The sequence below is a fragment of the Paenibacillus taichungensis genome, assembly GCF_003287275.1.
Classification (GTDB): Bacteria; Bacillota; Bacilli; order Paenibacillales; family Paenibacillaceae; genus Paenibacillus; species Paenibacillus taichungensis_A.
The window spans coordinates 271,321-283,282 of the sequence record NZ_QEVW01000014.1; the positions used below are offsets into that span (position 1 = coordinate 271,321).

The following is an 11,962-nucleotide window of genomic DNA, read 5'->3' on the forward strand; positions in this document are numbered from 1 at the left end:
AGCAATTCTTTTTTTTACTTTTACCTCCTTTCTGACTAAATTATAGAATGATAGCGGTTACATAAAAACCTGACAAACTAAAGATTAATCTCTAATATGTTTAGATTTATGTCTGTTCCCCTTCTAAAAATCGACTTGTACCTACAAGAAAACAAATATGTAAAAAGCCGCCCAGAAGGGCGGCTGAGAAAATAAATGCTATGCTTAGAAATTATCTAATACCTTTCAACCTCTACTGCGTCATCTGTACCCTCAACCCACATATAATAGCGTGTTTTATCTTTATATATGCGTACTTTCGGATAAAACGAATAGGATTGAAGGCTAAAAAAATTTGGCTCAACTTGCTTCCATACTTCACCATTTAAGAGTTGATAACTATTCCTTATACTGTATCCATTAAAATATTCGATCTCAGTATCAACATAATCAGTCACATTGTTTTGGAGATAATCTAAATAAGTAATAAGAGGGTCCAATCTATTTATCTCTTCATTTAGCTGTGAGAATGGAACCTTTATATCTATGAATCCCTCTGACAATTCTGCAACTTGAGAGGGATAAAATCGAACAATTATACCATTATCGTAGTAATAAAATGGTGTGGAAGAGTTTATTGGAATATCATATATACTCTTTTCATAAATTGTAATTCCCTTATTATACTTGAGCTGAAGGTTATGAGATAAAATAGACACAAGATTGGCCTTTTTTTGATCAGAATCTACTACATCGTATAATGTAATTCTGTCACCTGTTGCAAGATCAAAATTATAAATAATGGATACATATGTTCCTATATTATCATCGCTGTAACTGAGTCCATCTGTGTAAGCTACAGATAATATTTTATTATTATTGTAAGTAGTTTTCACGCTCGTTTTGTACCAAGCTACACTATTATTCTGTTGGAGTGCCTTATTGCCATTAGCTACATCTACTGTATGTTCCTTTAAAGTATCATTTATTTTTTTATAACTATTGCATTTCCACCACTAATTTGAACATACGGTTGACCTTTATAGGTATGTACAGCGGTTTTAATTGTTGTTGAAGCTTCCGTTGAATTTGATGAGAATAATACGTAACTCGTTAAGAATAATAGTGTTGCGAAGATTAATTTCTTCAATATGACCTTGCACCTCCAACATTTCTATACCATCTGTGTATTTACTCAATAATAAAAGTTTACCATTTTGAATTCAGTTTTTTGCTCAAATATTGTAGCTGTCTAAGCTAAATGATCTCCCCTCCTTTTTTTATTTTACCATTAATTTTATTTTTGAAGGAACTGTCTATATCTCAAAATGTCATCTTAACACTTTTTTTAAGAAGTTATATCCTGCCCTTCCCCGTTTCTACCCCGTATCCTTTTACGAAGTTGATTCGTTTACAAAGAGATACTATATTTTTCTACGGAGGACTAAAATTATGGAAATTGCAAAGGGAGTCGAAATGCTTCATCTGGACTATCATGGGAATGTGATCCACCCCATTCTTTTAAAGGACCATGAAATGACTATTCTAATAGACACTGGTTTTCCAGGTCAATTTGAGGATTTACGTGTGGCAATGGAGAAGGCTGGCGTTTCAATAGACCAATTAAATGCAGTTATTTTGACCCATCAGGATGTAGATCATATAGGGAATCTTCCAGAGATTTTGCATACGGGTGGTAACACTATTAAAGTATATGCACACGAAATGGATAAGCCGTACATCCAAGGGGAACTGCCTCTAATCAAAGATAGTCACCTGGAGAATCCCCCGAAGGGCACAGTAAACCATACTTTAATAGATGGTCAGGAACTGCCGTTTTGCGGCGCTATTCGCGTTATTCACACGCCTGGACACACACCCGGTCATATCAGTCTTTATTTGAAGGAAAGTAAAACTCTCATTGCCGGGGACTCCATGTACAGTGTAGACGGTATGCTTGGTGGAATTCACGCCCCGACTACACCGGATATGAACGCAGCAAAACTCTCGTTAAGAAAGTATGCAGATCTCGACATTACATCCGTTGTTTGTTACCACGGAGGATTGAGTGATGTTAATGTGAAAGATCAGATAGCAGCTCTCAACCAAGATTAAAGTTTCAATATACACTTTCGGTGAGTATTATTCAGTTATTTAAAATCAGTCTGCTCATTTTGCTGTCATTGTAAATCGTAAAGACGATTCTTCAGGTGCTCGCCACCCGTGGAACGTCTTTTTTCGTTGAAGAGAATAAGTAAATCATTGGACATTTTTGTTGCAAACCTATAATTGTTCGTATAAAATAAAACAAATTAGTTGTTCTATAAATATAGAACAAAAAAAGACAGAGGGGAAATTCGAGCTATGAACTACAAAGTGGAAGTTGATTTCGCGCCTATCTATGAATGTGTAAGTAGCCTGACGGTTTTCATGAGCAAACAAAATCATAATGCTCTGGATGCTGGAAAACTATGGGTCAAAGAAGTGCAAGATCGGTTCGCACCTGCCAAACTGCAACAAATGCGGGAGACGATGAAACTTGTAGATGATTTTAGCCTTGCACCTTACATCTGGAGTTGTCCTGGTGAACGCTCAGTGAGTGGTTTTTTGGATTGGCTTGAAGACCTAACCACAGGCCAGCTATATGACATCGCTGCTCATGTGAAGTTGTCCGTTCCCTCCAATCTCCCGGAATTGCGGAGCAGGACATCCGAAGCGCTTCGTGAATGGGATACCCACTATTTCAGCCAAATTGATTCGGCGATTATCGAAGGTCTTGCCTTAGAAGCTGAAACCAGACGGTCCAGTCTGAACGGGACCAATGACCTAGAGGTTTATGAGGAGGCAACGGAAGGTATGCGTCTATACCCCACCCCTCTACTAAAACAAGTGATTCTAATCCCTCAATATCATGCTCGGCCCTTTGTCACCTCAGCCATCTTTGATGAAGTGATTTTCACGAGTTACTCTGCCGATATTATCCCACCAGCAACGGGTCGGCCTGAACATCGGTTGTTGCGTCTAACTCGAGCATTGTCCGACGAAACCAGATTATACATCCTCCGCCTGTTGGCTGGAAGGCAGTTAACATTCACTGAGATCGTTAGCGAAGTTAAACTTTCTAAGAGCACGGTACACTACCACCTTATCTCATTAAGAGCAGCGGGGCTTGTTATCGTGCATTATAACCAGAAAACGACCTCGTACAGCTTGCGTTTAGAAGCACTCAACAAACTATCGGAACAGATTTCAGGTTATATTGAAGAATGATGATAATGTCCTTTAACCCACGCACACGGAGGAACACTCATGCTTAAGCGCAGTTATTATGGTTTACTAGCTACTGTCACTCTGAGTTCATTTGGTGACGTATTTGGTCTTCTGGCTATGGAATGGCTTGTCTATGAAATAACTGCATCTAAGATGGCCATGGGTGCGATGGCACTAAGCTTTAGCATTCCAGAAGTGGTCATTCGGTTGCTCGGGTCGCCGTTATCCGATCGGTTACACCGAGGGCGGTTCATGGCAGTGCTTGCTTCTGTAAGGTTGCTTGCTCTCTTATTACCGCTGAGTCTGGGACTCGCAGGCCACTTGCAATTATGGCACCTTTTTCTGGCCGCAGGACTAAGCGGGGCATGTTCTGCTCTATTCATGCCCACCGCAATGGCAATTGTTCCCGGAGTATCAGATGAGCGGAAACTGGTGCGTGCATTCGCGGTAATCGACGGCTGCCGTAATGCAGCTACTTTATTGGGCCCAGCCCTAGCCGGAGCTCTTACTGCTGTAGCTGGGGCATTGCCGACGCTGGGCATCAACGCCGTTTGTTACACCGCCGCCATTGCCACGTTGCTCTATCTGCCCACAATGCAGAAGCCAGTAGCAGCTAAGCCCTCCTTTTCATTTAAGGCTTATTTTAGAGATATCCATGAAGGTTTTTCCTTTTATCGTAGTTTTCCGGCCATGCTTTCGATTATGGGGATAGTTTCGATCAGCAACATGTCTTCTATAGCGATCTGGACGATGATGATTCCTTTTGTTCGTGAAGTGTTAGATCGGGATGCCGCTGCTATGGGCACACTCACCACTGCTTCAGCATGTGGCACATTAGTAGGACTTTTGATCATCTCGTGCATGGGCGAAATCAAAAGACGACGGACAGTCATGCTGTGCAGCCTAGCCGCCATGGGGCTTTTTAACGCCTTACTGGGCCTGTTCCCGAGTTACCCATTTGCGCTCGTTGCTTTATGTGCCGCTGGTGCAGCAGGACCTTTCTTTGGTTCTCTCAGTTCATCATTACATGGCACGCTCGTCCCTGGACCTCTGCAAGGCCGAGTTAACTCAATACGGTTCCTCATTGGTGGCGGCCTGCAACCTGTAGGAGCTTTTGCAGGTGCAGCGATTGCAGAACTATATGGTATTCCTTTTTTATTCTTGTCTTTGGGTCTGCTCCCCTTGCTTTGTTCGGTTGCTGCAGCATTCCTTCCAAATCTGAAGAATTTAGATGGTGATTTATCTGTTTTACAGAACAGAACGCAATTAAATTCTCATAACAAGGTAATAAAAACATTATAGGAATATCATTTATAAAAAATAGGTGAATCTCTGGATTAGTCGTGTGTATCCGGTTTAGCTGACTTTTAATCTGCAAACCGGATACACACCACATAAAAAAGAACGACAATCCTGATCAAGGCATTGTCGTTCCTCATTCATATCAATTCTCTTCCCTATATCTTCCCCGCTACAACAGTTCGAAATGAAGCTGAGGTTCAGCTATCTCAGCTTTCGCTTCCGGCTGTTCGGCACCATATCCCAATTCCAGAACCGCAGCAATTCGCTCATTGCCTAACACGCCAAACGTTTCAGCACGATTCCGGTCGTACATCCAGTCATGCAGCGTGCTGCGCACACCCAGGCCCTGTTCATGGGCAAGCAAACGGAAATTTTGGATCAGACAGCAGACGGCTGCAAAGTCCTCTTCCCGCTTATGATAATCCGCCTCTTCCTTTACCAAGACCAGAAGATAGGCTGGAGCGTGCTCCTGTAATCCCTGCATGAGTTTCCCATTACGGTTATCGGCAAAAATAAATCGCCACGGCTCACGAAGTCCATCATTTGGCGCCCACACGGCGTGATTGAGCAATTCAAGGATTAGCTCCTGTGATACCGGTCGATCCAAAAAATCTTTTGGACTGTGTATGCCTCCTTGCAGATCGGCTAATTCCATTTTTACTTCCTCCCCTTCTACGTAGTTTGACCCTGAAATACAGTCCACTTTTGCTCAGCAGGTGTTCTTTTCCGGCTTCTTGGCGCTTTGTCGTAATATCCCATATGAAGAATGCCAACAAATCTTTCATCCTCACGTAGTCCAATGCCTTTGAAAAATCCTTCATTCTGAATCATGGACTCTGTATCCCACAACATTCCTAACCCTTTTTCCCATCCCAGCAGTTGGAAGCTCTGCATCATCCCGCAGGCTGCCGCATAATTGCGGTCATTGGTCAGACGATCCGGTCCTACAGTCGACATAACAATGACGTGAGCTGGAATATCGGTAAACCTCTTTTTAAAAACATCCAGCAATTTACCTGGAATCAGCTTGCCGAGCTTGCTCTGCGACATCTGTTCCAGCATGCAGTCCACCAACCGTTTGCGTGCTTCGGGAGTTCCAGCATACACAACACGCCATGAGCCAGCTTCAACAGATGGTTGAAGCCGTGTGGCCTTGTGCAACAATTCAACAACCAACTCCTGTTCCACCGGTATTGAATTACATTTACGAATACTTCTGCGTTCCCTGATTAATTCTGTCAGGCTCAAGTTATTCACTCTCCTTCAGTTTATCTGGACTCCATATCCATGCTGCTGTCTTGAAGAAATCGATGTATTATTTTCAGCTCAGGTTCCGAATATTTGTCCAAAGATTGATAAAACCGTTCAGCCTCGAGTACATGCAGACGTTCATGCAGTTCAAAGATCTTCTTGCCTTGTGGTGACAACCGGAAATAGCTCTCCTTTTTGTTGTCATTCATTTTCGTACGTTTAACGAATCCTTCCTCCAGCAGTTTGTTGCCTATCTTGGTAATGCTTGCTTTGGACAAATTCATCGCCTCGGCAATACCAGTGTTGTTAATAGGCTCATGCTTGCCAATGCAATCTATCATATGAATCGCGGTCAAATGCTGAGGGATTTTGTCCATGCTTTCCCGCTGGGCGATACTTAGAAAATGTTCAATTTCCGTATCCTTGTGATTCTCATATACATGTAAAAAGCGGATAAATTGGTCATACAGTAACTGTTTTGATCGATCGTTTGAATCCATTCTTCAATCGCTCCTTATTTACCTATAAATAATAAAAAAACCTTAAATAATGAATCTAATGCACTAATTCAACCGCAAATAGTTTACTGGTTAACAATAATATATCATAAGTGAGAACAGTTATCAAATCCATTAACTATTGAACAATTCTGCTTTTTCAAGTAGTATCAATCTAAACAATTTAAAACGATCATATGTAACTGGCGAACACGGTGAACCGTGAGGGAGCATATGGTTTTGTAATAAGCCGTACGCCTGGGCAGAGGTAAGGAATATTTATTTCCTTGCCTCTTTTTTATGTTGAAAGGGCGATGTGAAAATGAGTACTGACAAACTGATCTTGAATGGACAAACGGTAGCGGACTTTATGAAGGAAGACATGGCCTCGAAGGTTGCCATACTTAAGGAAAAAGGCATTCAGCCTTGTCTCGCTACAATTCTCGTCGGAGATGATCCTTCTTCAGCGACCTATGTACGTATGAAAGGAAATGCTTGTGCTCGCTTAGGCGTGCAATCCATTAAGGTTGTTCTTTCTGCGGATACCACCACAGATGAATTAATTCAAGAAATTAACAAGCTAAATGATGACCCTTCCGTACACGGTATTTTGCTTCAGCACCCTGTCCCGAATCACATCGATGAAAGAGCAGCTTTTGATGCCATTAGTATCGAGAAGGACGTTGACGGTGTAACGACCCTCGGTTTTGCACTTAATGCTTTTGGAGACGCAGAATTCCCTTCCTGTACACCACAGGCTATTATGCGTATTCTGGATTTCTACAATATTCAGATCGAGGGCAAACATGCGGTTGTCATCGGAAGAAGCCCTATTCTGGGCAAACCTGTCTCAGCCATGCTGCTAAACCGGAATGCAACGGTGACGACTTGCCACTCCAAAACCGTGAATCTGGAGGAAATCGTGAAGCTTGGCGATATCATAATTGCAGCCGTGGGCAAACCGCTCTTTGTTAAAGGCGACTGGATTAAACCAGGTGCTGTCGTTATTGATGCTGGTTATAACAAAGGCAACGTCGGAGATGTGGACTACGAAGCTTGCTTTGTTCCTTCTTCAGCAATTACACCTGTACCGGGCGGTGTTGGTCCTGTAACAATTGCGACGCTCATCGAACATACGATTAAATCTGCCTACAAGCTGTCTGAAAATGCATAAATGAATTAGCCAAAAACAAGGTCCCTCCATTTGACGAGGGGCCTGTTTTGTCTTTGAATCAGCTCGAATTGAAAATAAGAAAATATATATTTCTTTTTTTCTCTTTTTACAAACGGACCATATCTATATTATTATGAACAAGGCTTAGGAAGGAGATAAACATAACTTGAAACCTTTAGTACAGCTCCTGCATTTCGGTTATCATCAGGCGATGAGTTGCATTTTTCCTGTGGCGATCTTTGGAACGTTGGCCCTTTCTAGCGTTATTCAGATACCTCTTCTCTATCGTTATGATGCCATTCTGCTTGTTTTATTAGCAGTACAATACCTTATGTACCGGAGCGGATTGGAAACACGTGATGAAATCAAAGTCATATGTATATTTCACGTGATTGGATTGGTACTGGAGATGTATAAGGTATGGATGGGGTCCTGGTCATACCCCGAGCCTGGTTATACCAAGCTCTTTGGTGTCCCCCTTTATAGCGGATTTATGTATGCAAGTGTAGCAAGCTTTATGTGTCAAATATGGCGCAGATTGCGTATGGACATGACGGGCTGGCCTGGGTTTGCATCTTCGGTTCTGTTAGGAGGAGCCATCTATATCAACTTTTTCACACATCATTTTATTCCCGATTTCCGTTGGTGGTTGACCGCTCTGGTATTTATTGTTTTTCGAAAAACATGGATTATCTATCGGGTACGATTAACTACCTATCGAATGCCGTTAACACTCGCTTTTATCATCGTAGGTTTTTTCATCTGGACCGCTGAAAATATAGCTACATTTTTTAACGGCTGGAAATATCCTGACCAACATGACTCCTGGCAGCTGGTCAGTTTTAGCAAGATCAGTTCGTGGTTCCTTTTGGTGATTATTAGTGTCATCATTGTGGCCCAATTGAAATATGTCAAAGCTAATCGAAAATAATGAGTAGGAGGATACAATGGAAGACTTTATTTTGTGGTTGAAATATGTGTTATTGGGTGTCGTGCAAGGGGCTACAGAGCCTATTCCGGTTTCTTCAAGCGGACATTTGATTATCGTTCAACGATTGCTTGGCATGGAGCAGAACGGATTATCCTTTGAAATTTTGACGAACACCGCCTCACTGATTGCCATTATGTTTATCTTTCGGGAAGATATCAAAAAACTTATTGTAGGAGGCTGGCGATTCCTAGTCTCTCGCAATGCGGAGTACAGAGCAGATTTTATGTTTTGTCTATACATAATCATTGGTACCCTCCCTGCTGCGATCGGGGCTGTGCTATTCAAGGATAAAATTGAAGAAATATTCACTTCTGTCTATACGGTTGCGATTAGTCTACTAATTACAGGGATTGCCCTATGGCTCATTCGAAACCTTCGTGGGCGCAAAAGAGATGGCGATTTGTCTGCAAAAGACGCAGTACTGGTGGGTCTGGCCCAAGCGGTGGCTCTTATTCCGGGAATAAGCCGCTCTGGTGCAACAGTTATTGCATCAATTGCTGTCGGGATGAAACAAGAAACGGCGTTGAAATTTTCCTTTATGCTCTACATTCCGATTAGCATCGGCGGGGTAATATTAGGAGCTTCTGACATCGTAACCGATCCGCACCGAGCGCAGTTGGCTATACCTTACATTTTAGCGTTCATTACGACCCTTATCGTAACCTACTTTTCAATGAAATGGTTCATGGGAATTATGGCAAGAGGGAACTTGATTTACTTTTCATACTATTGCTTTATAGTCGGAATACTTTTACTTATTTTTTTGTAAACCCGAATTTCCTTGTAACGTATAAGGGAACAACCCTCAACAGTGGTTGTTCCCTTTTTATTGTTTTCCAAACTTGACGATCCCGCCCTACTTGCAGGTTCCGTACGAATACTCATTAACGCTCTCCAAGAACCATGGAACCCATGCCATTCGGATCATCAATTTGTTTATGGGTTATGAGCTCTCCTCTATCGTTGAATCCCTTTATTTCATAAGGAATTGTTGCAGACGAGGGCAGTGTTACAAACCAGATTATGCTTTCCGGTCCCACCTCAACCAACTTGGCTTCGGTAACTGCTGGTTTCTCATCCCCCTCGAACTCGACAGTTACACGCTGAATAGCCTGGTCTAATATATGTCCAAACAGCATAGGGAAAGGTGTCGATATATGACTCAATTCAGGCATGCTCATATAATCCATTGCAGACGTGAATTGAGATGATTCCCCAATAGAATATCCGCCACCCCAAGCCCACTTCCATCCGAACATTATTTTCCGAGCATATTCCATTTGAAGATTGCTGTTATTCTTCTGACCAACTTTTTGTTTAAACAAAATCATGCCGCCGTCTACCGGTTCTTGATAAATAATTTGTAATGAATCATCCTTACCTCTAAACTTCTGAATGGATTCTTCAGCAGTTTTCCCTATAGGAATATGGATGGTTTCACTCATTCCCATCGCTTTGGACATACGCCGATCGGCTAATCCGCCAGGTCTGTCATTAACATAAACAAATGCGATGCATGATATGAGCAAAAGTAAAATGATTAACGCAGTAATTCGAATGATTCGTTTGCTTCGCATTTTCGGCATTACGATGTCCACTCACTCCTTAAGATGACGATGATAACTATTCGCCCTGAACCGTAGATAAGGACACAAGGACCGGACCAGCGAAATCGGAGGCTTCTTCCCCTTTGGGATTATGAAGACGGAATAAAAAAGCGTCACCTTTTTCTGATTTCCAGACCATATAATCGTTTATCCCTTTTTCACCTGAGGCTTGAAGATAAAGCTCAGCGAAACCAAGCGGGTGCTCAATCAGCTCCCCACTATAATCAGTCACCGCACCGAATTTGTCCAATTCTTCTCGCCCATCTGTCTCAAGCTTTTCCAGATCATAATCAGAGGGCAGCGGTTTAATATCCACATAGTAGTCCGGATTGCTTGTCAGCGACAAGCGACCTTTGGCAGCTTCAAAAGAAAACTTCTCAAACACGTACAATGTAAAACCTTCTCCTTGATGCAAGGTGGCCGTTCGTGATGAATTCCCTTCACCTGTCATCAAATCAAAATTTTCTGTGTGCGGTCGTGTCGTTTCCGATGTTTCCTCATTTTCTGTGGTGGGAGCTGTAACCGATTCATTTGTTGGTGCTGACGGTTCAGAGGTTGCTGGCGGCTCTGTTTCTCCAGAGCAAGCTGTAAGTGCAAGAAACAAGACGAACATCGGGATTTTAACAAAAACAGAACGAAGTTCTTTCAATTGTATCACTCCTTACGAGTTTAATGGTCAATATGTTATTACCCATGAAAACGTATGGAAACCATACGATTGCCCCTTCCCACTCCATTCAATACCTGAACAATATAGTATGTCTAAAACAAAAAAAGTCGCCATAATGGCGACTTTTTACGAAAATTAGATTTTACAAACTGTAAAATTAATCGAACTTATAGGTCCAAAACGCTTCTCTTCCAAACCGATTTCGGATTTGTTCATCATCCAATTCCCGCTTGCCGACAAGTTCAGGCGCTTGGAATTGTGAACGGTGAGCTCGAATCGAAGCCATTTTCTTGGCAAGGAATCCGCTCACGTCTTCAATTACATCCGCTTTCCCGATGCTCTCTTCGTGATTGTTCGAGAATGCGCAGCAGTACACAATAGGTCTCTCCCCTACTGGCAATCGGCCAATCGTTCGAGTAACTGCGGCTCCGGTCGCATCATGATCGGGATGTACACTATACCCTGGATAGAAAGTAATGACCAGTGATGGGTTAAGCTCCTTGATCAGGGCCAAGATGTGGCCATCTAGCAATTCAGGGTCTTCAAATTCAATCATTTTATCATGAAAACCGAGCATTCTTAAGTCTTGAATACCAATCGCATTGGAGGACTCTATGAGTTCATCCTTACGGATTATTGGCAAGGTGACCCGGTTGGCAAATGGAGGGATGCCCATATTACGTCCCATCTCCCCTAGAGTCAGGCAAGCATAAGTGACTTGAGCACCGCCTTCTATGTACTTCGCCAACGTTCCCGAAGCAGTGAATGCTTCATCATCGGGATGGGGAAACACAACTAAAATGCGCTGATGTTCAATCTGTTTGTTATTCATGCTTATTTGATCCTCCGCTTTCATCAGAACAATTCCCGACTAAGTTGTAAAGCTACAACCAGTTTTCCTTGACTATCGTGACCAGCCAGAATGAGTCTTTCTTGTTCCAGCTCGTCAATGTGTGTAAGTCCTTCAGCGTATATCCAGCCGTGAGTGGTCTTTAAGCCAACTCGGTATGGGCCTGTGCCCGAGATAGATCCTTGCGTATATCGTATGACCGCATTGGAAATGAATGCCGACCCCGGGTGCCTGGTGCTATCGAAGTGACTGGCGTAAGCACCTGACGTGAGTTCGAGGTGTAGATATAGGTCCTGATCGAGAAGTTGATTGATCCGGTGTTGGATGTCTTGAGGCTCTATTGGCTGCATGGCGGCCTCCTTTTTAGTAAA

15 protein-coding genes and 1 riboswitch are annotated in these 11,962 nt (G+C 42.6%); of the genes, 7 read left to right on the plus strand and 8 right to left on the minus strand.

What is annotated here, in order from left to right; all coding sequences use genetic code 11:
* Positions 1–215: 215 nt before the first annotated feature.
* Positions 216–875: a hypothetical protein gene (locus DC345_RS21160; RefSeq protein WP_113054781.1), complete on the minus strand. Its 660-nt coding sequence runs from the start codon at positions 873–875 to the stop codon at positions 216–218.
* Positions 876–1,431: 556 nt separating this feature from the next.
* Here DC345_RS21160 and DC345_RS21165 point away from each other — a divergent pair.
* The 3 genes from DC345_RS21165 to DC345_RS21175 all read left to right on the plus strand — a co-directional run bounded on the left by DC345_RS21165 (position 1,432) and on the right by DC345_RS21175 (position 4,551).
* The gene (locus DC345_RS21165; RefSeq protein WP_113054782.1) at positions 1,432–2,094 is read left to right on the plus strand and encodes an MBL fold metallo-hydrolase; all 663 of its coding nucleotides are present in this window, start codon (positions 1,432–1,434) and stop codon (positions 2,092–2,094) included.
* 249 nt (positions 2,095–2,343) lie between these two features.
* Positions 2,344–3,249 (plus strand): ArsR/SmtB family transcription factor, encoded by a 906-nt coding sequence (locus DC345_RS21170; protein WP_113054783.1) that lies wholly within the window; start codon positions 2,344–2,346, stop codon positions 3,247–3,249.
* A gap of 39 nt (positions 3,250–3,288) precedes the next feature.
* Positions 3,289–4,551: an MFS transporter gene (locus tag DC345_RS21175; protein ID WP_113054784.1), complete on the plus strand. Its 1,263-nt coding sequence runs from the start codon at positions 3,289–3,291 to the stop codon at positions 4,549–4,551.
* 169 nt (positions 4,552–4,720) lie between these two features.
* Here DC345_RS21175 and DC345_RS31815 read toward each other — a convergent pair whose 3' ends face one another.
* The 3 genes from DC345_RS31815 to DC345_RS21185 are packed head-to-tail and all read right to left on the minus strand — an operon-like array spanning position 4,721 to position 6,302.
* Entirely contained in the window at positions 4,721–5,206 is a 486-nt protein-coding gene (locus DC345_RS31815; RefSeq protein WP_181586678.1) for a nitroreductase family protein, read from the minus strand.
* A gap of 17 nt (positions 5,207–5,223) precedes the next feature.
* Entirely contained in the window at positions 5,224–5,799 is a 576-nt protein-coding gene (locus tag DC345_RS31820) for a nitroreductase family protein (protein WP_181586679.1), read from the minus strand.
* A 20-nt stretch (positions 5,800–5,819) separates the two neighbouring features.
* The gene (locus DC345_RS21185; protein ID WP_113054785.1) at positions 5,820–6,302 is read right to left on the minus strand and encodes a MarR family transcriptional regulator; all 483 of its coding nucleotides are present in this window, start codon (positions 6,300–6,302) and stop codon (positions 5,820–5,822) included.
* A 186-nt stretch (positions 6,303–6,488) separates the two neighbouring features.
* Positions 6,489–6,570, plus strand: a riboswitch (ZMP/ZTP riboswitch).
* 51 nt (positions 6,571–6,621) lie between these two features.
* On the opposite strand from DC345_RS21185, the gene DC345_RS21190 reads away from it, so the two are divergent.
* From DC345_RS21190 to DC345_RS21200, 3 genes are all read left to right on the plus strand, one after another.
* Positions 6,622–7,473 carry a bifunctional 5,10-methylenetetrahydrofolate dehydrogenase/5,10-methenyltetrahydrofolate cyclohydrolase gene (locus tag DC345_RS21190; RefSeq protein WP_063565033.1) on the plus strand — a complete coding sequence of 284 codons (852 nt, stop codon included), beginning with the start codon at positions 6,622–6,624 and terminating at the stop codon, positions 7,471–7,473.
* Between the two features lie 166 nt (positions 7,474–7,639).
* Positions 7,640–8,404, plus strand: coding sequence for a DUF817 domain-containing protein (locus tag DC345_RS21195; RefSeq protein WP_113054786.1), 765 nt, complete (start codon positions 7,640–7,642; stop codon positions 8,402–8,404).
* A 16-nt stretch (positions 8,405–8,420) separates the two neighbouring features.
* A complete protein-coding gene (locus DC345_RS21200; RefSeq protein ID WP_113054787.1) occupies positions 8,421–9,233 on the plus strand; it encodes an undecaprenyl-diphosphate phosphatase in 813 nt (270 codons plus the stop codon).
* A gap of 115 nt (positions 9,234–9,348) precedes the next feature.
* On the opposite strand, the gene DC345_RS21205 is transcribed toward DC345_RS21200, so the two are convergent.
* A complete protein-coding gene (locus DC345_RS21205; RefSeq protein WP_113054788.1) occupies positions 9,349–10,050 on the minus strand; it encodes a hypothetical protein in 702 nt (233 codons plus the stop codon).
* Positions 10,051–10,087: 37 nt separating this feature from the next.
* Entirely contained in the window at positions 10,088–10,462 is a 375-nt protein-coding gene (locus DC345_RS32240; RefSeq protein WP_258530742.1) for a hypothetical protein, read from the minus strand.
* Between the two features lie 25 nt (positions 10,463–10,487).
* Here DC345_RS32240 and DC345_RS32245 point away from each other — a divergent pair, with 25 nt between their 5' ends.
* On the plus strand, positions 10,488–10,880 hold the full coding sequence (locus tag DC345_RS32245; protein WP_258530743.1) for a hypothetical protein: 393 nt from the start codon (positions 10,488–10,490) through the stop codon (positions 10,878–10,880).
* 18 nt (positions 10,881–10,898) lie between these two features.
* Here DC345_RS32245 and bshB2 read toward each other — a convergent pair whose 3' ends face one another.
* Entirely contained in the window at positions 10,899–11,573 is a 675-nt protein-coding gene (gene bshB2 / locus DC345_RS21215) for a bacillithiol biosynthesis deacetylase BshB2 (protein ID WP_113054992.1), read from the minus strand.
* Between the two features lie 23 nt (positions 11,574–11,596).
* Positions 11,597–11,941 carry a YojF family protein gene (locus tag DC345_RS21220; protein WP_024631702.1) on the minus strand — a complete coding sequence of 115 codons (345 nt, stop codon included), beginning with the start codon at positions 11,939–11,941 and terminating at the stop codon, positions 11,597–11,599.
* Between the last annotated feature and the right edge of the window lie 21 nt (positions 11,942–11,962).

Excerpts from the sequence above, each read along its gene's own strand:
- bshB2 (WP_113054992.1), bottom strand. The coding sequence starts at position 11,573 with ATGAATAACAAACAGATTGAACATCAGCGCATTTTAGTTGTGTTTCCC.
- DC345_RS21165 (WP_113054782.1), top strand. The coding sequence starts at position 1,432 with ATGGAAATTGCAAAGGGAGTCGAAATGCTTCATCTGGACTATCATGGG.
- DC345_RS21190 (WP_063565033.1), top strand. The coding sequence starts at position 6,622 with ATGAGTACTGACAAACTGATCTTGAATGGACAAACGGTAGCGGACTTT.
- DC345_RS21185 (WP_113054785.1), bottom strand. The coding sequence starts at position 6,302 with ATGGATTCAAACGATCGATCAAAACAGTTACTGTATGACCAATTTATC.
- DC345_RS21170 (WP_113054783.1), top strand. The coding sequence starts at position 2,344 with ATGAACTACAAAGTGGAAGTTGATTTCGCGCCTATCTATGAATGTGTA.
- DC345_RS31815 (WP_181586678.1), bottom strand. The coding sequence starts at position 5,206 with ATGGAATTAGCCGATCTGCAAGGAGGCATACACAGTCCAAAAGATTTT.
- DC345_RS21175 (WP_113054784.1), top strand. The coding sequence starts at position 3,289 with ATGCTTAAGCGCAGTTATTATGGTTTACTAGCTACTGTCACTCTGAGT.
- DC345_RS21205 (WP_113054788.1), bottom strand. The coding sequence starts at position 10,050 with ATGCCGAAAATGCGAAGCAAACGAATCATTCGAATTACTGCGTTAATC.
- DC345_RS21220 (WP_024631702.1), bottom strand. The coding sequence starts at position 11,941 with ATGCAGCCAATAGAGCCTCAAGACATCCAACACCGGATCAATCAACTT.
- DC345_RS21200 (WP_113054787.1), top strand. The coding sequence starts at position 8,421 with ATGGAAGACTTTATTTTGTGGTTGAAATATGTGTTATTGGGTGTCGTG.